Source organism: Brevundimonas sp. (genome assembly GCF_013912065.1).
Lineage (GTDB): Bacteria > Pseudomonadota > Alphaproteobacteria > Caulobacterales > Caulobacteraceae > Brevundimonas.
This window is the reverse complement of the sequence record NZ_JACESA010000007.1, coordinates 42795-62001: the sequence shown is the minus strand read 5'-3', so window position 1 is coordinate 62001 and position 19207 is coordinate 42795. Positions and strand designations below refer to the sequence as shown.

The window sequence follows — 19207 nt, the reverse complement described above, 5'->3', positions numbered from 1 at the left end:
ACAGGGAGCGGCGGCGGATGGGGAAACCCCACGGTCAGCATCACGGGCGGATCCGCATGGCGGACGGCGCGCTTCGCGGCTTCGGCCCCGGTGATCTTACACCGCCCTTCCTGAAGCGGCGCGCCATCCTCTATGTCGACGGCTTCAACCTGTTCCACGCCCTGCTGGATCAGCGACGGGAATGGCTATGGCTGGATCTCCAGGCCCTGGGGCGAGGACTGGTCGATCCCATGGAGCGGCTGGTCTCGGTCGTCTGGGTCAGCGCCCATCGCCCCCAGGGCAAGGCGCGGATGGAGGCCCTGTTCCGTTACGAGGCGGCGCTGCGGGCCCGCAAGGTGCGTTGTTTGATGGGCCATTTCGTCGTTCATCCGGAACACTGTCGCCGTTGCGGCCACGGCTGGAGCTCGGCGACGGAAAAGCAGAGCGACGTCAATCTGGCGCTGGCGGTGGCGGCCGACGTCGCGGCGAACCGGTTCGATACGGCCTATCTACTGACCACCGATGGGGATCACGCCGCGACGGCGCGCTTCGTGCGCGAAGGCTATCCTCACAAGAGGATCGTCAGCGTCGCCCCGCCCGGCCGCGTCCATAATCGCCAGATCGCCCACTGGACCGACGAACTGGTCGGGATCGGACCCAGTCTGCTGGCCCAGTCGATGTTGCCCGATCGCCTGAAGACGGCGGCCGGCTGGGTCGAACGTCCTCTGGCCTGGAGCGCGGCGCCGTCCCTGCCCCCGCCACCGGATCATCCCCCGCCGGGCCCGTCGACCCGCCCGGCGCCCTCGCTCCATGAGACCAGGGCTGGACATCTGACCCTGGTGGTGTCGAATTGAGCCTTCTCCCGAAGGATCGTTCATGTCGCTCGACGTCTATATCGCCGGCCTGCCCAAGGCCGAATTGCACCTCCACATCGAGGGCTCGCTGGAGCCGGAACTGATGTTCGAACTGGCGCGGCGCAACGGCGTCTCCATTCCCTACGACAGCGTCGAGGGGGTGCGGGCGGCCTATGACTTCTCGAACCTGCAGGACTTCCTCGACATCTATTACGCCGGGGCGGCCGTCCTGCTGACCCGCCAGGATTTCGAGGATCTGGCCTTCGCCTATTTCCAGCGCGCGGCAGCCGACAACGTCCGCCACGCCGAGATCTTCTTCGATCCCCAGACCCATACCGACCGGGGCGTGGCCTTCGGCGTGGTGGTCGAGGGGCTGATCGCGGGGATGGACCGGGCCGAGGCGGAGTTGGGCGTGTCGAGCGGCCTGATCCTCAGCTTCCTTCGCCATCTGACCGAGGAAGAAGCCTTCGCGACGCTGGAGGCGGCCAAACCCTATCTGCATCATTTCATCGGCGTAGGTCTGGATTCGTCGGAGGTCGGCCATCCGCCGTCAAAGTTCCAGCGCGTCTTCGCCGCCGCCCGCGATCTGGGCCTGAAACTGTGCGCCCATGCGGGTGAAGAAGGCCCGCCAGCCTATGTGCACGAGGCGCTGGACCTGCTGCACATCGACCGGATGGACCACGGCAATCGCTCGATGGAGGACGAGGCCCTGATCGAACGCCTGGTCCGGGAACAGATGACCCTGACCGTCTGTCCCCTGTCGAACCTGAAACTGTGCGTGGTCGACGACCTGAAGAACCACCCCGTGCCCGAGATGCTGCGCCGGGGCCTGCACGTGACCCTGAACTCGGACGACCCGTCCTATTTCGGCGGCTATGTGAACGACAACTACAGCCGGCTGGCGGCGGCGGTCGGCCTGACGCGGGAGCAGGTCACGCAGATGGCCCGGAACAGTTTCGAGGGCTCGTTCCTGGGCGAGGCGGATAAGGCCAAGCGGATCGCCGAGGTGGAGGCCTACGCGGCGGCGAACTGACGCCGCACCGTCCATCCGCCTCGTCTTTCCACTGCATGATGTTCTTGCTATGTTCTCAGCATGGAACAGGTGGAAAATCAGGCCCATGACGACGCTGCGGGCCTGCGCTGGCTGTTCATCGACCTGAACGCCTTCTTCGCCAGCGTCGAGCAGGAGATGAACCCGGACTGGCGGGGCCGTCCGGTCATCGTCCGGCCGGCGCCGAGCGAATACACCGGGGCCATCGCCGCCAGCTATGAAAGCAAGGCCTTCGGCGTTCGCACGGGCATGCGGGTGTCGGAAGCTCGCGAACTGTGCCCCGGCCTGATCGTCGCCGAAGCCCGACCGGACCTCTATGTCCAGGTTCACAAGAGGATCATAGCCGAGATCGACCGCCATGTGCCGGTGTGGAAGATCGGCTCCATCGACGAATGTTCGTGCGAACTGATCGGGCCCGAGCGGCGGGAGGCGAACGCCACCGCCCTGGCGCGGAAAATACAGGCCGGCATCCGCGAGAACGTCGGACAATGTCTGCGCTCGTCGATTGGTCTGGCGCCGTCGCGCTTTCTGGCCAAGACCGCCTGCGGCATGCAGAAGCCGAACGGTCTGACCATCCTGAGGGCCCATGAACTCCCCGGCCCGCTTCTGGACCTGCCTTTGTCCAGATATCCGGGCATAGGCTCCCGGATGCAGGCGCGGCTGGCGGCGGCGGGCGTCATCGACACCGCCGGCCTTTGGTCCCTGAGTTCCAGACAGGCCCGAGCCATCTGGAACAGTATCGAGGGGGAACGCATCTGGCGCGGTCTGCACGGACTGGACAGCGAGCCGACGCCGACCAAACCACCCGCCTCCATCAGCCATAGCCACGTGCTGGCCCAGCCCATGCGGAACCCTGAAAAGGCGCGGGCCGTGGCGCGGCGCCTGTTGGTTAAATGCGGGGCCCGTCTGCGGCGGATGGGCCTGACCGGGGCCGGGATCAGCCTGCACCTGGACATGGGACCAAAGGGAAGCCCGAAAGGCGCCGGGCGTGGCTGGGAGACCGCGGGCCTGAGTTGCGCCGTCCCCCCGACCCAGGACACCTTCGCCCTTTTGATCGCGCTGGACGGTCTGTGGCGCAAGGTCGAGCCCGAGCTTGAGGCGGGGCGCCTCAGCTATGTCGGCGTCGGCGTCCACGGCCTGAAATCGCGCGATGCGTTCGAGACGGAGTTGTTCGACCTCGGTCCGGATCAGGGCGGCCAGGCGCCCTCGCTGCGGCTGTCCCACGCGCTGGATTCGCTCAATCGCCGCTATGGAAAGGACACCGTCAGCATAGGTCCCTCGGTGGGCCTGCCGGACTATATCGGCGCCAAGATCGCCTTCACCCGCATCCCGGATGCGGAAGACTTCTACGAATGAGCGCTCAGCAGGGCCAAAGCCTCGATCTCCGCCACCCCCAGCGCCCGGAAGTTCTCCCGCGCCGCGGCCTCGGTCTGGGGCGCTATGGCCCGGCTGGCGTCTGAAATCACCACCGCCTCGAAGCCTTCACGCACCGCGCCCTCGGCAGTGAAGCGGACGCAGTAGTCGAAGGCAAGGCCCGCCAGGAAGACGCGGGTCACGCCCAGGTCGCGTAACATGCCGGCCAGACCCGTCGGCGTCCGATGGTCGTTCTCGAAGAAGCCGGAATAGGAATCAACCGCCGGGTTGTAGCCCTTGCGGATCACCGCCAGCGCCTTTTGCACCGTCGGCGCGACGTCCGCATGGAAGTCCGCGCCGGTCGAGCCTTGCAGGCAGTGGTCCGGCCACAGCATCTGGCGGCCGTAGGCGACGTCGATCTCGGTGAAGGGCGCGGCGCCGGGGTGGTTGGAGGCGAAACTGATCTGGTCCGGCGTGTGCCAGTCCTGGGTCAGGATCACCCGGTCGAACCGTTCCGCCAGCCGGTTGATCAGCGGCATGATCGCCGCCCCGCCCGAAACGGCGAGGGCGCCGCCCTCGCAGAAATCGTTCTGCGGATCGATGACCAGTAGGGCGTCGGCAGGCGCGATCTTCATCAGACGCTCGCGTAGGCGTCGACCTCGTTGGCCGAGCCCAGAGCCACCGGGATACGTTGATGCAGATGCTCAGGCTGGACGTCCAGAATGGGCTGCACCCCGTCCGTCGTCGCCTTGCCCCCGGCCTGTTCGACCAGGAAGGCCATCGGATTGCCCTCGTACATCAGGCGCAGCTTGCCTGGCTTGTTGGGCTCGCGCTTGTCCCACGGATAGAGGAAGACGCCGCCGCGCATCAGGATGCGGTGAACGTCGGCGACCATGGCCGCGACCCAGCGCATGTTGAAGTTCTTGCCGCGCGGGCCTTCGTCACCCTTCAGCAGGTCGCCGACGTAGGTCTGCACCGGCTCGGACCAGTGGCGCAGGTTCGACATGTTGATCGCGAACTCCTTGGTGTCCGGCGAGATGGCGATGTCGTCGTGGGTAAGCATCCAGTCCCCGTCGTTCGACAGGGTGAAACCCTTCACCCCGGCGCCGGTCGTCAGGACCAGCATGGTCTGGGGGCCGTACAGCGCATAAAGGGCGGCGACCTGATCGCGGCCCGGCTGCATGAAGTCGGCCTCGGTCGGCGAAGGCGTGGCGGACTTCAGCACCGAGACGATGGTGCCCACCATCGCATTGATGTCGATGTTGGACGAACCGTCCAGCGGGTCGAACAGGACCAGATATTCACCGGCCGGGTTCGAGGCCGGCTGAACCTCGTCCATCTCCTCCGACGCCACGCCGGCGACGGCGGGGCTGGCCAACAGGGCGTCGGTCAGCATGTCGTTGGTCATGACGTCGAGCTTCTTCTGCTCCTCGTCCTGGACATTGATTTGACCCGAGGCCCCCAGAGCGCCTGCCAGGGCGCCGCCCGCGACGACGTCGCTGATCCGGGCGCAGGTCGCGGCCACAACCGTCAGGACCGCCTTCAGGCCCTCGGGAACATCCAGGGCGGCGATATGGGCGTCGAGGCGGGTGCGGTCGGCGGTCATGCGGTCGTTCCGGTGCATTAAAGGCGTGTCGCCCACTCTTGGCTGCCCCCAAGGCGTGGGGCAAGGCCTTGCGACGCTTGACTTGCGACCGGAGTCGGTGGCTTAGGTCGGATGCTCTCGCGGGAGAGTTCGGGACCAGTAAGCCGGCCCCGACGCCGAAGGCGCAACCGCCCCGGAAACGCTCAGGCAAACGGACCGCGACAGCATACGGACGCTGGAAAGCCGCTCTTGATGGGCGCGCCGACGGAGCAAGGCGCCAGGTATCGGCGCCGGAATCTCTCAGGCTTCAGGACAGCGGGGGCGCGAGGACGGCGGAGCTCCGCCACAACACGCGACCGCGAAAGCCTGAATCATGACCGACCAGACCCTCAAGACCACGCCCCTCAACGCCGCGCACCGCGCGCTGGGCGCCCGCATGGTCGGCTTCGGCGGCTATGACATGCCCGTTCAATATGAGGGCGTGCTGGCCGAACACCGCTGGACCCGCGAACACGCCGGCCTGTTCGATGTCTCGCACATGGGCCAGTGCAAGATCACCGGCGACGACGCCGTCGCCCAGTTCGAGCGGTTCGTTCCCGGCGACTATGGAATTCTGAAGGCGGGCAAGCAGAAATACTCGCTGCTGCTGAACCGTGACGGCGGGATCATCGACGACCTGATGGCCGGCCGCCCCGACCACGACGGCCTGTTCGTCGTCGTCAACGCCGGCAACAAGGACGAGGACTTCGCCTTCTGGAACGCGAACCTGCAAGGCGATGCGAAACTGACGGTGCTGGACCGCGCTCTGATCGCCATCCAGGGGCCGGAAGCCGCGGAGGTCATGGCGGCGCATGAGCCGATCCTGGCCGAGATGGGCTTCATGGAATGCGCGCGGCTGATGCTGTTCGGCGCCGACTGCTACGTCTCGCGTTCGGGCTACACCGGCGAGGACGGCTACGAGATATCGATCCCCGCGGATCAGGCCGAGCGTATCTGGAACAGTCTGCTGGAGGACGCTCGCGTCAAGCCGATCGGCCTGGGCGCCCGCGACAGCCTGCGGCTCGAGGCCGGCCTGCCGCTGCACGGCCACGACATCGATCCGACCACCAGCCCGGTCGAAGCCGCCCTGACCTTCGCCCTGTCGAAATCGCGTAAGGACCGCGGCGACTTCAACGGCGCCGACCGCATCCTGAAAGAGCTGTCCGACGGCCCCTCGCGCGTCCGCGTCGGCCTGGTCGTCAAGGAAGGCGCCCCGGCCCGTGAAGGCGCCGAGATCGCCGACGCCGACGGAAACATCATCGGCAAGGTCACATCGGGCGGTCCCTCGCCGACCCTCGGCAAGAATATCGCCATGGGCTATGTGCCGCCGGCCTTCGCCGAACTGGGCGCGGACCTGAAGGTCATCGTGCGCGGCAAGTCCGCCGCCGCCGAAGTCATCGCCACGCCCTTCGTGGCGCAACGCTATTATCGGAAGCCGAAGGCGTAACGCCCTTTCCTTTCGTCACCCTAGGCCTTGCGCCTAGGGTCCATACACACCGACGCCCGCCGTCGGATCACGACATCCGACACCGGAGTCTGGATCCTAGGCACAAGGCCTAGGATGACGAGTTTAAAAATCGGACCGCCTGCGGGCGGGTCTTGCGAGGACAGACAGATGAAATTCACCAAGGATCACGAGTGGGTCAGCCTGGACGGCGACATCGCCACCGTCGGCATTTCGAAGCACGCCGCCGACGCCCTGGGCGACGTGGTGTTCGTGGAAGTGCCTGAGGTCGGCAAGACGGTCGCCAAGGGCGACAGCTTCGCCGTGGTCGAGAGCGTCAAGGCCGCCTCCGACGTCTACGCCCCCGTCTCGGGCGAGGTGGTCGAAGCCAATGACGCCCTGTCGACCGCCCCCGAAACCGTCAACTCCGCCCCGCAGGCCGACGGCTGGTTCGCCAAGATCAAGGTGTCGGACGCCGCCGAACTGGACGCCCTGATGGACCAGGCTGCCTACGACGAATTCCTCTCCACCCTCTAAGCCCTCATCGGACCCGCTGATTAAGAGTCAGCGGGTCTTTGGCCTTCTACGGCCCAGGACAAGACCATGCGTTATCTCCCCCTGACGCCCGACGACCGTACGGCGATGCTCGCCGCCATCGGCGCGAAATCGATCGACGACCTGTTCGTGGACGTGCCCGAGGCGGCGCGGCTGGACGGGCCGGTGGACCTGCCCCGCGTGGCCGGCGAGTTGGAGGTCGAGCGCGCCCTGTCGGCCATGGCGAACAAGAACGCCGCGGCCGGCGCTGTGCCCTTCTTCTGCGGCGCGGGGGCCTACAAGCACCACGTCCCGGCGACAGTGGATCACGTGATCCAGCGCTCGGAATTCCTGACCAGCTACACCCCCTACCAACCGGAAATCGCACAGGGCACGCTCCAGTATCTGTACGAGTTCCAGACCCAGGTCGCGAACCTGACCGGCATGCCTGTGGCCAACGCTTCGCTCTATGATGGCTCGACCGCCATGGCCGAGGGCGTGCTGATGGCGACCCGCGTGACCCGCCGCAACAAGGCGGTGATCTCGGGCGGAGTCCATCCCCACTACGTCAAGGCCACCGAGACCGTCGTCCACGCCGTCGGCGTCGAGACCCAGGCCCTGCCCGCCGCCGTGGACGCCGAGGCCGCCGTGATCGACCAGATCGGTCCCGACACGGCCTGTGTCGTGGTTCAGACCCCGAACGTCTTCGGCACGGCGACGGACGTGACAAGGATCGCCGAGGCGGCCCACGCCGCCGGCGCCTTGCTGATCGTCGTGGTCACCGAGGCCGTGTCGATGGGCCTGCTGAAGTCGCCCGGCGAGATGGGCGCGGACATCGTCGCGGCCGAGGGCCAGTCGATCGGCAACGCCCTGAACTTCGGCGGCCCCTATGTCGGCCTGTTCGCCACGCGCGAAAAACTGGTGCGCCAGATGCCGGGCCGCCTGACCGGCGAAACCGTGGACGCCGACGGCGAGCGCGGCTTCGTTCTGACCTTGTCGACGCGCGAACAGCATATCCGCCGCGACAAGGCCACGTCGAATATCTGCACCAATTCCGGTCTCTGCACCCTGGCTTTCACTATTCACATGAGCCTGCTGGGCGAGACGGGCCTGCGTAAGCTGGCCCTGCTGAACCACGAAAAGGCGGTCGCCACGCGCGACGCCCTGGCGGCCATTCCGGGCGTCGAAATCCTGACCGACCGCTTCTTCAACGAGTTCGCCGTTCGCCTGCCCAAGAACGCGGCCGAGGTCGTCGACACCCTGGCCGGGCATCACATCCTGGCGGGCGTGCCCTACAGTCGCCTGGCCCCGGACGCCGGCATGGACGACGTCCTGCTGGTCGCCGCGACCGAGACCACCCTGGATCACGACATCAAGTTCCTGGCGACCGTGCTCGCCAAGGTTCTGGCGGCCTGAGCGGAGACAAGACCATGAGCACCATGAACACCGTCGGCCGCCCGACCACCCCGAACCCGGTCCAGACCAAGCCCGCCACCCTGACCGGCGGCCGGGGCCTGCTGCAGAATGAAGCCCTGATCTTCGAGGGCGACGGCTGGGGCAAGACCGGCGTCGATCTGCCGGAACCCAAGACCGATGGATCGGACCTGGGCGACCTGGTCCGCAAGGATCCGATCGGCCTGCCCGGCCTGTCCGAGCCTGAGACCATGCGCCACTATGTGCGCCTGTCGCAGAAGAACCACGCCATCGACCTGGCCATCTATCCGCTGGGCTCGTGCACGATGAAGCACAACCCGCGCCTGAACGAGAAGATGGCGCGTCTGGCCGGTTTCTCGGACATCCACCCGCTGCAGCCGATCTCGACGGTCCAGGGCGCGCTGGAGCTGATGGACACTCTGGCCCATTGGCTGAAGACCCTGACCGGCATGCCCGCCGTCGCGCTTTCTCCGAAAGCGGGAGCGCACGGTGAACTGTGCGGCCTGATGGCTATCCGCGCCGCGCACGAGGCCTCGGGCCAGCATGAGAAGCGCCGCAAGGTCCTGGTGCCGACCTCGGCCCACGGCACCAACCCGGCCACGGCCGCTTTCGTCGGCTATTCCGTCGTCGAGGTCGCCCAGACCGAGGACGGCCGCGTGGACGTCGCTGATCTGGCCGCCAAGCTGGGCGACGACGTCGCCGCCATCATGGTCACCAACCCCAATACCTGCGGCCTGTTCGAGCGCGACATCCTGGAGATCAGCCGCCTGACGCACGAGGCGGGCGCCTATTTCTACTGCGACGGCGCCAACTTCAACGCCATCGTCGGCCGGGTCCGTCCCGGCGACCTGGGCGTCGACGCCATGCACATCAATCTGCACAAGACCTTCTCGACGCCGCACGGCGGCGGCGGTCCGGGCGCCGGTCCGGTGGTGCTGTCGGAAGCCCTGGCGCCCTTCGCCCCCGCCCCTTGGGTGGTGCACGACGACAATGGCTATCGCCTGATCGAGCGCGAGGAAGACGAGGCCGCACAGGCGTTTGGTCGCCTGTGCGCCTTCCAGGGCCAGATGGGCATGTATGTGCGCGCCCTGTCCTACATGATGTCGCACGGCGCCGACGGCCTGCGTCAGGTGGCCGAGGATGCGGTCCTGAACGCCAACTACATCAAGGCCCGCCTGTCGGACCTGATGAGCCCGGCCTTCCCCGACGGCCCGTGCATGCACGAAGCCTTGTTCGACGACGAATGGCTGAAGGGCACGGACATCACCACGCTCGATTTCGCCAAGGCGATGATCGACGAGGGTTTCCACCCGATGACCATGTATTTCCCCCTGGTCGTCCACGGCGCCATGCTGATCGAACCGACCGAGACCGAGTCCAAGGCCGAACTGGATCGCTTCATCCACGCCATGCGTCTGCTGGCCGAGGCGGCGAAAGCCGGCGACGTGGACCGCTTCAAGGGCGCGCCCTTCCACGCCCCGCTGAAGCGCCTGGACGAAACCCGGGCCGCCCGCTCGCCGGTGCTGCGCTGGTCGGCCCCGGAAGGCTCGAACCAGGCGGCTTAGGGCCCGACTCGACAGGCTTTAGGCCGCTTGGCTTCATTTGATTCCGTCATCCTCGGGCTTGTCCCGAGGATTCATACGTCCGGTATTCGACGAGGGTGCGTTCTGCGGAAACACCGGGAGTATGGATCCTCGCCCCAATGGCGAGGATGACGGCAAGCAAGAGCGCTCGGACTTTAATCCGAGCAAGCGTCAACGACGCTGACGTCTAAAGCCCCAATCTAGCCGGCCACCCGTCTCAGCGCCGCAAAGGCCTGACGACCGAAGATTTCCGGCTCCTGCGCGGGGTTCTCCAGCCAGGCGCTGGTGGCCAGCTTCAGGATGCTGACGGCCGCGCCGGCCACGACGCGGCAGGCGACGTCGTGCTCGGGCAGCCCCTTTTTGTCCGCAAGCGTCTTCGCCAGCAGGCGTTCGATCCGTTCGTACTTGGCCTGGTCCCCGGCATGCAGCGAGGGAGTGGCGCAGATCAGAGCGGCGACGGCGCGCGCCTCATCCGACCGGTGCCGCTCCGCCAGATCGATCAGCGCGTTTTCGACCATGTCCAGCAGGGGTTCAGCGGCGGGGCGCGCCGCTACGGCGTCCGCGATGAACTGCGGAAAATCGGCCTTGGTCGAGAAGACGATCTCCTCCTTCGATCCGAAATAGTTCAGCAGGGTGCGACGCGACACCTCGGCGGCCGCCGCCACCTCGTCCAGGGTGGTGGCCTCGAACCCCTTGTCTAGGAACAGACGCATCCCCTCGGCCTGGATGCGGGCATGGGTCTCCGCGCGCTTGCGTTCGCGCAGGCCGGGTTCGGTAGAGGAAATGTTATCTTGCACTTATTGCATATTTGCACCGGATGCAGATATGCAATCCAGCGCCTTTCCCGGCGACTCTCTTCTGGAACAGGATAACCCCGATGCCGACGTGGACGACAGCCGATATTCCCGACCAGACCGGCAAGCTGGTCATCATCACCGGCGGCACGGGCGGTCTGGGACTGGAAACCGCCCTGGTCCTGGCGGAACGGGGCGCCGAGGTCGTGCTGGCCGCCCGTAATCCCAAGAAGGGCGTGGAGGCCGAACGCCTGATCCGCGCCCGACATCCGTCGGCCGACGTGCGGTTCGATCTGCTGGATCTGGCCGACCTGACCTCGGTGCAGGCCTTCGCGGATCGTTATCTGACAGCCGGGCGGCCGATCGACATCCTGGCCAACAATGCGGGCGTCATGGCCTTGCCCAGGCGCCAGACCACGGCCGACGGCTTCGAGATGCAGTTCGGAACCAACTATCTGTCGCACTTCGCCCTGACCGGGCGCCTCCTGCCCCTGTTGACGGCGGCCGGCGCGCGGGTGGTGCAGTTGTCAAGCATGGCGCATCGCGGCGGGCGCATTCGGCTGGACGACCTGAATTACCAGACCGGCTACAGGCCCTGGCCCGTCTATCAGCAGTCCAAACTGGCCATGCTGATGTTCGCCATCGAGCTGCAGCGGCGCAGCGACGCCTACGAATGGGGGCTGACCAGCGTTGCGGCCCACCCCGGCTTCGCCCGCACGGACCTGATCGCCAACGGCCCAGCGGACGGCAACGGCCTTTACGCCTGGGCCTCCGGCGTCCTGGCGCTGTTCGCCAGCCACTCCGCCGCCGACGGGGCCCTGCCGACCGTGATGGCGGCGGTCGTGCCCGACGCGGCGCCGGGCGGATATTACGGCCCCCAAGGCTGGCAGGAGATGAAGGGACCGCCCGGTCGGGCGAAGATCGAGCCCCAGGCCTTGGACATCGAAGTAGCGCGCCGGCTCTGGCTTGAATCCGAGCAGCTGACGGGCGTTCAATACGGATGAAGCTGGGGCATGGGGCACAGGGCGTGTCCAGCGAGCAACAGACGAAAGCCGAAGACGCATCATGACCAAAGCGTCATTTCACAGACACGGATCGGCCACCGACGCAGGTTCATGAGGTCTTGTGGCAGCCTCGCCACGGTCGCTCTTTCCTTTCCCAATATGGGATCGAGCGGTCGGGGCGGCCGTTGTCACAGGCCCTCCTCCTTCCCATCTGGCGCATTCGTGACCCACGCACCCGCTCTGTTGTTCCAACCGTCCAAGCCGCGCAGCCGCATGCTGCGTGTGGCTAAACGCTGGGCGATGATGGCGGGCGGCGTGTTTGTGATTCTGTTGGGCATGCTGATCGCGCCCTTGCCGGGGCCCGGCGGCATTCCGGTCATCGCGGTCGGCCTGATGCTGATCCTGAAAAGCTCCTTCTGGGCCAAACGCCAGTTCATCCGCGCCCAGTATGCCCGCCCCAAATGGGTCTATCCCTTCCGCCGACTCATGCGGAAGAAGCCCGAGTTCGCCCCCGTCTTCTGGCAGCAGGCCCTGCGCGCCGAAAAGGTCGTGCTGAAGCGACCGCGTCGTCGCCTGATCCGCGCGCGAAAAGGGCTGCGGCGTCATTTCCGCAAGATGTTCCGCTAGTTGCGCCAAGATTTCGCACCTGCGTTGTCGCAGCTGCTAACCACAGTATCGTGAACCCCGCCACCTCCCGTCAGGCGTATTCTGACCCCGCGTTATCAGAGAACCACTAAAGCGTTGGGAGGCGCCAAGGTCATGATGTCACGCGTACAAAAAGGTCTGGTCGCGGGTGTCGCCGCGACTGTGGCCGTTTCTTTGCTTGAAGTCCCGAACCTGTTCCTCAACTGGTTCGACCCCTTCCAGGGGGTTATCGCCAATATCATCGGCATGCCCGGCAATCTGGCCGTCGGCTGGGCCATTCACGTCTTCAGCGGCGTATTCATCCTGGGCCCGCTGTTCGCCATCCTCTGTCCACGACTGCCGACGGACACCCCGGAAACCAAGGGCATCGTCTTCGCGGTCGGCGCCTGGGTGGTGATGATGGGAGCAATCGTGATGCTCGGAAACTACCGGACCTTCACCGCCGGGGCCGGCTTCGGCACCATCGGCTGGCTGCTGGTCACCCACGCGGTGTTCGGCATCGTTCTGGGCAATGTCTATGCCCGACTGGTCAGCCGCGACAAGCGTCAGGCGGCGGAGTTCACCGGCGGCGCCATCGCCCACTGAACTGGCCGATCCGGCACGAGAAAAGGGCCCCGAGCGACGCCGGGGCCCTTTTTTAGTTCAGCTTCGCACACCGCGACCTAGTTCAGCCGGTCGCCGATCTGGGCGATGGCGGCGTCGACCAGCGGATCCTTGGCCCCGCTGGCGAGACGGGCCGCCAGAATCTGTTCCGCGGCCTTGGCGGCCAGATCGGCGGCGGCGGCCTTCACCTCGGCCGAGGCCTGGGCCTCGGCTTGAGCGATGCGGGTCTCGGCCATCTTCTGCCGACGGGCCAGGGTCTCTTCCAGCTTGGCCTTGGACTCGACTTCCAGACGACGGGCGTCGGCCTCGGCCTGAGCCATCATCTCGGCGGCCTGGGCCTCGGCCTCGGCCTTTTCCTTGCGGATCTGGGCCAGCAGGGCCTCGGCCTCGGCGCGCAGACGCGCGGCCTCGTCCAGGTCGGCCTGGATCTTGGCGCCCTTGGCGTCGAGTTGGGCGGCGGCGATCTTGGGCACGCCGGCGGCGATCAGGATGCCGAAGAAGATCAGCAGGCCGACGCCAACCCAGATCTCGGCGTTGGAAAGGCTCCAGATGCCGTGTTCGAAGATCAGGTTCATCAGGCGGCTCCCTTGGCCGTAGCCAGTTCGGCCGTGCTGGCGGCCTTGCCGGTCAGGCGCTCGACCATGGCGGCGGCAGCGTCGGAGGCGATGACGCCGACATTGACCATGGCTGCGTCGCGTGTCTTGCCGATGGCGGTCTCGGCCTCGGCGATGCGGGCGTTGACCACGGCTTCTTCAGCGGCCTGACGAGCGTTGGCGTCTTCGGTCACGCGCGCCTTGGCGGCGGCGGCCATGGCGCGGGCGTCGGCGCGGGCCTTGGCGACTTCAGCTTGGGCTTGAGCGGCCTGGTCGGCGGCCTCGGCCTGGACCTGACGCGCGGTGGCGACGGCGGTGGAAATGGTGTCGGCCCGTTCGTCCATCACCTTGCGAAGGCGCGGCGCGAAGACCTTGGAGACCAGGACGTACAGGACGACGAACAGGATCAGCAGATAGCCGATCTGGCCCGCCCAGTGTTCGAACTGGAATTGCGGCAGGCCGCCCGAGCCGTGCTCGGCGGCGGTCGCCGTCTCGGCGTGCAGGTCCGCTTCGACCGAAGCGGGAAGCGCGTCGTTGGTGTGGGTGCTGGCCATGAACCGTCTGCTGCAGAATCAGATGAAACGGCGCGCGGGCGAACCCCGCGCGCCGGTATCGGCTGATATCAGCCGAAGATCATCAGGATGCCGAGCACGAAGGCCAGGATGCCCAGGGCTTCGGCGAGGGCGGCGCCCACGAACAGGTTGCCGACCTGGCCGGCGGCGGCCGACGGGTTGCGCAGCGCGCCGGCCAGGAACTGACCGAAGATGTTGCCCACGCCCAGGGCCGAACCGATCATGCCCAGGGTGGCGAGACCAGCGCCGATGTACTTCGCGGCTTCAGCGTCCATGATTGTATTCCTAGATTAAAGTCGTTGGTGGTTGGGGTGAAGAGACTGGTCCGGCCCTTAGTGGGCGTGGTCCAGGTTGACCACATCATTGAGATAGATGCAGGTCAGAACGGCGAAGACGAAGGCCTGAAGGAAGGCCACGAGAAACTCCAGCGCAGTCAGGGCGACGACCATGCCCAGCGACAGGGCCGCCACCGGGAAGGCCAGCACGCCCACGCCGCCGCCCAGACCCAGCAGGCCCAGGGAAACGACGAAGCCGGCGAAGATCTTCAGCGCCACGTGGCCGCCCAGCATGTTGCCGAACAGACGAAGCGCCAGGGTGATCGGGCGGAGCATGAAGGAAACGAACTCGATCAGACCGACGATCGGGCGCAGCAGCAGCGGCGCGCCCATGGGCCAGAACAGCTTGAAGAAGCCGAGACCGTTCTTGGCGAAGCCGACGATCAGCACCAGACCGAAAGTGATCAGGGCGAAGGTCGCGGTAATGGCCAGTTGGGACGTCGCCGTGAAGGTCAGGAACAGACCCAGCAGGTTCATGCCCAGGATCAGCAGGAAGATCGTGAAAACGAACGGGAAATACTTCCGGCCCTCATGACCGATGATGGAATCGGCCAGGTTGTCGATCAGACCGAACACGCCTTCGCCGGCGGCCTGCAGGCGACCCGGGACGACCTGGGCGTTCGATGTCACGGCGGCCAGGAAGCCGACGATCACGACGAAGGCGGCCGTCATGGCGATGTGCGAATTGGTGATCGCCAGATCGACCACGCCCAGCCCAGGCAGGGTCACGTCAGGAAGGTCGATGACCTTCTGAATCTGAAACTGATGAATCGGATCGGCCATGAAGCCCTATCGTTCCCCGTCTTCGTCGGCCTCGACGTAAGGGTCGGCCGGAGCCGACGTCCCTAACGCCTTGGCCTGCGCCATCAGCCGGTTGGCTGTGCGACGCGCCATGTAAATCGACAAGGCGAAGCCCAACAGGACCCCGCCGATCAAACCCCACGGGCGGGTCCCAAAGACCCAATCCGCGATGAAACCGAACGCCAAGCCTATCAGAACGCCGCCGAGAAGCTCGGCGATGATCTTGTAGGCCTGCCCCGCCACCTGGTGGCCGGTCAGATCGGCGGATTTCTCCGCCGTGGTCCGCGCCTCCAATGCGGATGCGCTGTCTTGGAGGCGTTTGATCGCCTCTTCGCGCGATTCCGACATAGGGGACAGGACCTGTGCGCTCAGCGCCCAAACAATGTGTCTGGGCGGGTCTGAATTCGGCGCGGAAACTAATCGTGAGCGGCCGGGAGGTCAAGGCGTCGTGAATGGATGTTAAATCTTTGTTCCGGCTCGATTTTAGATCAATACCGCCTGACCGTGGCGATGCGTCGCTGTTCTATGCGCGAGATTCGTGGGGGCCGCATGGCGATATCGAGCACAAACGACTAGGTTGGGGCCATGAATATGCACGTCCCCTCCCCCTCGCCCGACCGCCGTCCCATCGCGGTTCGGCTGGCGACGCCGCGCGGCTTTTGCGCCGGGGTGGACCGGGCCATCCAGATCGTCGAGCGGGCGATCGAGAAATACGGCGCGCCCGTCTATGTGCGCCACGAGATCGTGCACAATCGCCATGTCGTCGAACGGCTGAAATCCATGGGGGCCGTCTTCGTCAAGGAACTAGACGAATGCCCCGACGACCGTCCGGTCGTCTTCTCGGCCCACGGCGTACCCAAGTCGGTGCCCGCCAATGCGCAGGCGCGAGAGCTGCTGTTCCTGGACGCCACCTGCCCCCTGGTGTCCAAGGTCCATGTCGAGGCCGAACGTCACCACGACGCGGGCCGCCACATCATCCTGATCGGCCACGCCGGCCACCCCGAGGTGATCGGCACCATGGGTCAGCTGCCTGCGGGGGCTATCAGCCTGATCGAGACAGAGGCCGACGCCGAATCGTTCGAACGTCCCGGCGACGCTCCCCTGGCCTATGCGACCCAGACCACCTTGTCGGTCGACGATACGGCCGGAATCCTGAAGGTTCTGAAGCGCCGCTTCCCGGAACTGCCGGACCCCCACAAGGAAGACATCTGCTACGCCACCACCAATCGCCAGGAAGCGGTCAAGACCTTGGGCGAGGGCTGCGAACTGGTGCTGGTGGTCGGGTCCAAGAACTCGTCCAACTCGGCCCGGCTGGTCGAGGTGGCGATGCGCGCCGGCGCCCGGGACGCCCGCCTGGTCGACGACGCCTCGCAGGTGGACTGGGCCTGGTTCGACGGGGTTCAGACGGTGGGCGTGACCGCCGGCGCCTCAGCCCCCGAACCGCTGATCGAGGCCCTGGTCGACGCCATTCGCGCCCGGTTCGACGCCACGGTGACCGAGGACGGCGGCGCCCGCGAGACGGTGACCTTCAAGCTGCCGCGACTGCTGACGACCTGAACCCCGGCTCCAGCGGCAAAACGACGCGCATCAGGCTGCCGAATCCCGGCGTGCTTTCCACCTCGATCCGCCCGCCCATCAGTCGCGCCAGGCCGTAGGCGACCGTCAGACCCAACCCCAAACCTTCGGCGGAGCGGGTGCTGCTCTCATCCCCTTGAGCGAAGGCTTCGAACAGACGGGCGGCCTCATCCTTGGTCATGCCGGCGCCGGTGTCCTGGACTTCGAAGATCAGGCCGTCGTGATCGAGCGCACGCAGTATCACTTCGCCCGAGGCGGTGAAGCGGATGGCGTTGTCCACGAGGGTGGCGAGCAGCTTTTCGATATGGACCACGTCGCCCCGCCATTCGCCGTCGACGGTCGTTTCGATCTTGAGCTTCAGCCCTTTGGCCGTCGCTCCGCCGCCATGGTCGTTGACCAGCCTGCGCAGCAATGCGTCAGGGCGGAATTCTTCGTTCTCTAGCTTCACCGCGCCATCATCCAGTCGGACCACGTCCAGCAGTTCCTCGATCAGCCGCAGCTGCTGATGCCCCGAGGCTTTCAGGATTTCGAGCCGCTCCCTCTGTCGCGGCGTCAGGGCTTCCTGGCTCAGGACTTCCGCCATGCCCAGAACCCCGTTCAGCGGCGTCCGCAGTTCGTGGCTGACATTGGCCAGGAACCGTGTCTTGGCCGCATTGGCCGCCTCGGCCAGCTGCAAGGCGCCGCCCAGGGCCGTTTCGGATGCGCGCAGGCGACGCATGTCCGTCGCCATCCGCCACATCAGAATCCCGCTTCCGACGGCCAACAACGTCATCATCAGCAACAGCACCGGCAGGGCGTGGGTCAGAATTCTGTAGCCGGGCCGCTCGGGCGTCCAAACGACCTGGCCAATGGGGACGCCCGACGCATCTCTTATTTCCAGGCCCGCCATGCCGTCCGACGTCCTTGTCTCAGGCTGAAAGCGAATACTGCGTATGTTCAGTCGATTACGGATCCAATCCAGTTCCGCCTCGAAAGACTTGAAGGAGGCGACAACCGGATCCGATTCCGGGGCCAGTCCGTTAGGCGTGCCGCGCACGATAGTGGAGACGCCCACCACATAGATGACGCCATCGACATTGATGAAGCCGGTCTTGACCCGTACGGCCGCCGGGCCGTGGGCGGAACGGTCACGAGTTCGCGCCTCGGCCCTGATCTGGCTGACGAGGGGGGCGACCGCCCTGGCCAGAGTATGGTCCGGGTTTGCGTGGGGCGGGGCGTCGCTATGGTTCATCCGGATCAGGCGGCCGGAGGTGTCATAGCCCAGGGTCGCGAGATGCCCGTGGCGGCCGGCGAAAAGCCCGCCGACGAAGCGGTCGAACCACTGGGGGGCGCCCGGGCTGGTCATGCCCTCCACCGCCTCGTCCCAGACCATGGTGGGCGCCAGGTCTTCGCCTATGGTCTCCACGATCCGGGCCAAGCGGACGCCGACGACGGCTTCCTCGAGCTTTCGCTGGTGGTCGTCTATGCCCTTGCTGACGATACCGAGGACGCCGACCATGCCGACGACCACCGCCAGCATGAGCACGCCCATGATCCTGAACCCGGTCAAATCCAACTTCATGCGACCACCCCCTTCTCTCAACCTAACGAGGGGACCGTCTAAGGCTTGCTAAACAGACCGTACGGGCTTTTCCTTAGTCGCCCACGAAGTCCTGGGCGAATTCAGGCGCCTCATCTTCGCTCGGGGCTAGCTCGTCTTCTATATCGAGGCTTCGGCCGGGATCCGGCAGTTCGAAACCGACCGGCAGCGACAGGTCCAGCAGCCCCGCAGCCTTCATCTCCTGCACGCCAGGTAGATCGTACAGGGTCGCCAGGCCGAAATGCTCCAGGAACCGGTCGGCCGTGGCGTAGGTCACCGGCCGGCCGGGCGTCCGCCGCCGACCGCGCAACCGCACGAACCCCATCTCCAGCAGCAGGTCCAGAGTTCCCTTGGACAGACTGACGCCGCGCACGCTCTCGATCTCGGCGCGGGTGACGGGCTGGTGATAGGCGATGATGGCCAGGGTCTCCAGCGCCGCCCTGGACAGGCGGCGCGGCTCCTCGCGCTCCTCGGTCATCATGAAGGCCAGGTCCGGCGCCGTGCGGAACCGCCAGCGGTCGGCGACGCATTCCAGCTCCACTCCCCGCCCCTCATAGCGGGCGCGCAGGCCCGATATGGCCCGCGCCACATCGCAGCCTTCGGGCAGGCGCGCGGCCATCTCGGCGGCCGACAGAGGTCCGGCGGCGGCGAACAGCAGGGCCTCGACCCGCCGTTCGATCTCGCCCTCGTCGGGTTGGAAGGAGAGGTCAGACATGAGCCGCGCCTCGCACCACCACAACGTCATCCTCGCCCTTGTGGCGAGGATCCATATGCCCGGTGTTTCCGAGGGTGCGCCCCTGCCCGACACCGGCCGTATGGATCCCAGGGACAGGCCTTGGGATTACGGACT

Annotated in this window: 21 protein-coding genes and 1 riboswitch; of the genes, 11 read left to right on the top strand and 10 right to left on the bottom strand. The window is 66.2% G+C overall.

All coding sequences use genetic code 11. The annotated features are described in order from the left end of the window. Positions 1 to 17: 17 nt before the first annotated feature. From H2037_RS07785 to H2037_RS07775, 3 genes are read left to right on the top strand one after another with little or no spacing between them, the layout of a single operon-like run. Entirely contained in the window at positions 18 to 833 is an 816-nt protein-coding gene (locus H2037_RS07785; RefSeq protein WP_292119940.1) for an NYN domain-containing protein, read from the top strand. A 22-nt stretch (positions 834 to 855) separates the two neighbouring features. Continuing rightward, the gene (locus H2037_RS07780) at positions 856 to 1866 is read left to right on the top strand and encodes an adenosine deaminase (RefSeq protein WP_292119937.1); all 1011 of its coding nucleotides are present in this window, start codon (positions 856 to 858) and stop codon (positions 1864 to 1866) included. A 60-nt stretch (positions 1867 to 1926) separates the two neighbouring features. Continuing rightward, positions 1927 to 3240 (top strand): type VI secretion protein ImpB, encoded by a 1314-nt coding sequence (locus tag H2037_RS07775; RefSeq protein ID WP_292119935.1) that lies wholly within the window; start codon positions 1927 to 1929, stop codon positions 3238 to 3240. On the opposite strand, the gene H2037_RS07770 is transcribed toward H2037_RS07775, so the two are convergent. Further along, positions 3231 to 3872 carry a nicotinamidase gene (locus H2037_RS07770; protein ID WP_292119932.1) on the bottom strand — a complete coding sequence of 214 codons (642 nt, stop codon included), beginning with the start codon at positions 3870 to 3872 and terminating at the stop codon, positions 3231 to 3233. The genes H2037_RS07775 and H2037_RS07770 overlap by 10 nt on opposite strands. Beyond that, a complete protein-coding gene (locus tag H2037_RS07765) occupies positions 3872 to 4843 on the bottom strand; it encodes a class 1 fructose-bisphosphatase (RefSeq protein ID WP_292119930.1) in 972 nt (323 codons plus the stop codon). The genes H2037_RS07770 and H2037_RS07765 overlap by 1 nt, the downstream gene beginning before the upstream one ends. A 110-nt stretch (positions 4844 to 4953) precedes the next feature. Beyond that, positions 4954 to 5051, top strand: a riboswitch (glycine riboswitch). A gap of 144 nt (positions 5052 to 5195) precedes the next feature. Here H2037_RS07765 and gcvT point away from each other — a divergent pair. The 4 genes from gcvT to gcvPB all read left to right on the top strand — a co-directional run bounded on the left by gcvT (position 5196) and on the right by gcvPB (position 9838). Beyond that, positions 5196 to 6308 (top strand): glycine cleavage system aminomethyltransferase GcvT, encoded by a 1113-nt coding sequence (gene gcvT, locus H2037_RS07760; RefSeq protein ID WP_292119927.1) that lies wholly within the window; start codon positions 5196 to 5198, stop codon positions 6306 to 6308. 168 nt (positions 6309 to 6476) lie between these two features. Then, positions 6477 to 6842: a glycine cleavage system protein GcvH gene (gene gcvH, locus H2037_RS07755; protein ID WP_292119924.1), complete on the top strand. Its 366-nt coding sequence runs from the start codon at positions 6477 to 6479 to the stop codon at positions 6840 to 6842. A gap of 66 nt (positions 6843 to 6908) precedes the next feature. Further along, positions 6909 to 8255: an aminomethyl-transferring glycine dehydrogenase subunit GcvPA gene (gcvPA, locus tag H2037_RS07750; RefSeq protein WP_292119921.1), complete on the top strand. Its 1347-nt coding sequence runs from the start codon at positions 6909 to 6911 to the stop codon at positions 8253 to 8255. A 23-nt stretch (positions 8256 to 8278) separates the two neighbouring features. Next, entirely contained in the window at positions 8279 to 9838 is a 1560-nt protein-coding gene (gcvPB, locus tag H2037_RS07745; RefSeq protein WP_292120313.1) for an aminomethyl-transferring glycine dehydrogenase subunit GcvPB, read from the top strand. A gap of 218 nt (positions 9839 to 10056) precedes the next feature. Here the strand turns inward: gcvPB and H2037_RS07740 are convergent, their stop codons facing one another. Beyond that, complete coding sequence (locus H2037_RS07740) at positions 10057 to 10653, bottom strand: TetR family transcriptional regulator (protein ID WP_292119918.1); 597 nt, start codon at positions 10651 to 10653, stop codon at positions 10057 to 10059. 80 nt (positions 10654 to 10733) lie between these two features. On the opposite strand from H2037_RS07740, the gene H2037_RS07735 reads away from it, so the two are divergent. From H2037_RS07735 to H2037_RS07725, 3 genes are all read left to right on the top strand, one after another. Then, positions 10734 to 11654, top strand: a complete 921-nt coding sequence (locus H2037_RS07735) for an SDR family oxidoreductase (RefSeq protein WP_292119916.1) — start codon at positions 10734 to 10736, stop codon at positions 11652 to 11654. 222 nt (positions 11655 to 11876) lie between these two features. After that, positions 11877 to 12281 (top strand): hypothetical protein, encoded by a 405-nt coding sequence (locus H2037_RS07730; protein ID WP_292119913.1) that lies wholly within the window; start codon positions 11877 to 11879, stop codon positions 12279 to 12281. Positions 12282 to 12413: 132 nt separating this feature from the next. Further along, on the top strand, positions 12414 to 12884 hold the full coding sequence (locus H2037_RS07725; protein ID WP_292119910.1) for a DUF6789 family protein: 471 nt from the start codon (positions 12414 to 12416) through the stop codon (positions 12882 to 12884). Between the two features lie 77 nt (positions 12885 to 12961). Here the strand turns inward: H2037_RS07725 and H2037_RS07720 are convergent, their stop codons facing one another. From H2037_RS07720 to H2037_RS07700, 5 genes are all read right to left on the bottom strand, one after another. Further along, positions 12962 to 13477, bottom strand: coding sequence for a F0F1 ATP synthase subunit B (locus H2037_RS07720; RefSeq protein ID WP_292119906.1), 516 nt, complete (start codon positions 13475 to 13477; stop codon positions 12962 to 12964). Next, positions 13477 to 14049, bottom strand: a complete 573-nt coding sequence (locus H2037_RS07715) for a hypothetical protein (protein WP_292119903.1) — start codon at positions 14047 to 14049, stop codon at positions 13477 to 13479. Before H2037_RS07715 ends, H2037_RS07720 begins: the two co-directional genes overlap by 1 nt. Before the next feature lie 68 nt (positions 14050 to 14117). Then, positions 14118 to 14342: a F0F1 ATP synthase subunit C gene (locus H2037_RS07710; protein ID WP_008261286.1), complete on the bottom strand. Its 225-nt coding sequence runs from the start codon at positions 14340 to 14342 to the stop codon at positions 14118 to 14120. 57 nt (positions 14343 to 14399) lie between these two features. Next, positions 14400 to 15185 (bottom strand): F0F1 ATP synthase subunit A, encoded by a 786-nt coding sequence (locus H2037_RS07705; RefSeq protein ID WP_292119901.1) that lies wholly within the window; start codon positions 15183 to 15185, stop codon positions 14400 to 14402. 6 nt (positions 15186 to 15191) lie between these two features. Beyond that, positions 15192 to 15551 carry an AtpZ/AtpI family protein gene (locus H2037_RS07700; RefSeq protein ID WP_292119898.1) on the bottom strand — a complete coding sequence of 120 codons (360 nt, stop codon included), beginning with the start codon at positions 15549 to 15551 and terminating at the stop codon, positions 15192 to 15194. Positions 15552 to 15788: 237 nt separating this feature from the next. On the opposite strand from H2037_RS07700, the gene ispH reads away from it, so the two are divergent. After that, positions 15789 to 16760 carry a 4-hydroxy-3-methylbut-2-enyl diphosphate reductase gene (gene ispH, locus H2037_RS07695; protein ID WP_292119895.1) on the top strand — a complete coding sequence of 324 codons (972 nt, stop codon included), beginning with the start codon at positions 15789 to 15791 and terminating at the stop codon, positions 16758 to 16760. On the opposite strand, the gene H2037_RS07690 is transcribed toward ispH, so the two are convergent. Together H2037_RS07690 and scpB are read right to left on the bottom strand one after the other, a co-directional pair. Next, the gene (locus H2037_RS07690; RefSeq protein WP_292119892.1) at positions 16732 to 18339 is read right to left on the bottom strand and encodes a HAMP domain-containing sensor histidine kinase; all 1608 of its coding nucleotides are present in this window, start codon (positions 18337 to 18339) and stop codon (positions 16732 to 16734) included. The two genes, ispH and H2037_RS07690, sit on opposite strands and share 29 nt — an antisense overlap. Positions 18340 to 18412: 73 nt before the next feature. Continuing rightward, positions 18413 to 19072, bottom strand: coding sequence for an SMC-Scp complex subunit ScpB (gene scpB / locus H2037_RS07685; protein ID WP_292119889.1), 660 nt, complete (start codon positions 19070 to 19072; stop codon positions 18413 to 18415). Positions 19073 to 19207 lie beyond the last annotated feature (135 nt).

Excerpts from the sequence above, each read along its gene's own strand:
- H2037_RS07690 (WP_292119892.1), bottom strand. The coding sequence starts at position 18,339 with ATGAAGTTGGATTTGACCGGGTTCAGGATCATGGGCGTGCTCATGCTG.
- gcvPA (WP_292119921.1), top strand. The coding sequence starts at position 6,909 with ATGCGTTATCTCCCCCTGACGCCCGACGACCGTACGGCGATGCTCGCC.
- H2037_RS07705 (WP_292119901.1), bottom strand. The coding sequence starts at position 15,185 with ATGGCCGATCCGATTCATCAGTTTCAGATTCAGAAGGTCATCGACCTT.
- H2037_RS07720 (WP_292119906.1), bottom strand. The coding sequence starts at position 13,477 with ATGAACCTGATCTTCGAACACGGCATCTGGAGCCTTTCCAACGCCGAG.
- H2037_RS07710 (WP_008261286.1), bottom strand. The coding sequence starts at position 14,342 with ATGGACGCTGAAGCCGCGAAGTACATCGGCGCTGGTCTCGCCACCCTG.
- gcvH (WP_292119924.1), top strand. The coding sequence starts at position 6,477 with ATGAAATTCACCAAGGATCACGAGTGGGTCAGCCTGGACGGCGACATC.
- H2037_RS07780 (WP_292119937.1), top strand. The coding sequence starts at position 856 with ATGTCGCTCGACGTCTATATCGCCGGCCTGCCCAAGGCCGAATTGCAC.
- gcvPB (WP_292120313.1), top strand. The coding sequence starts at position 8,279 with ATGAACACCGTCGGCCGCCCGACCACCCCGAACCCGGTCCAGACCAAG.
- H2037_RS07715 (WP_292119903.1), bottom strand. The coding sequence starts at position 14,049 with ATGGCCAGCACCCACACCAACGACGCGCTTCCCGCTTCGGTCGAAGCG.
- scpB (WP_292119889.1), bottom strand. The coding sequence starts at position 19,072 with ATGTCTGACCTCTCCTTCCAACCCGACGAGGGCGAGATCGAACGGCGG.
- H2037_RS07770 (WP_292119932.1), bottom strand. The coding sequence starts at position 3,872 with ATGAAGATCGCGCCTGCCGACGCCCTACTGGTCATCGATCCGCAGAAC.
- H2037_RS07700 (WP_292119898.1), bottom strand. The coding sequence starts at position 15,551 with ATGTCGGAATCGCGCGAAGAGGCGATCAAACGCCTCCAAGACAGCGCA.
- gcvT (WP_292119927.1), top strand. The coding sequence starts at position 5,196 with ATGACCGACCAGACCCTCAAGACCACGCCCCTCAACGCCGCGCACCGC.
- H2037_RS07735 (WP_292119916.1), top strand. The coding sequence starts at position 10,734 with ATGCCGACGTGGACGACAGCCGATATTCCCGACCAGACCGGCAAGCTG.
- ispH (WP_292119895.1), top strand. The coding sequence starts at position 15,789 with ATGAATATGCACGTCCCCTCCCCCTCGCCCGACCGCCGTCCCATCGCG.
- H2037_RS07785 (WP_292119940.1), top strand. The coding sequence starts at position 18 with ATGGGGAAACCCCACGGTCAGCATCACGGGCGGATCCGCATGGCGGAC.
- H2037_RS07725 (WP_292119910.1), top strand. The coding sequence starts at position 12,414 with ATGATGTCACGCGTACAAAAAGGTCTGGTCGCGGGTGTCGCCGCGACT.
- H2037_RS07775 (WP_292119935.1), top strand. The coding sequence starts at position 1,927 with ATGGAACAGGTGGAAAATCAGGCCCATGACGACGCTGCGGGCCTGCGC.
- H2037_RS07765 (WP_292119930.1), bottom strand. The coding sequence starts at position 4,843 with ATGACCGCCGACCGCACCCGCCTCGACGCCCATATCGCCGCCCTGGAT.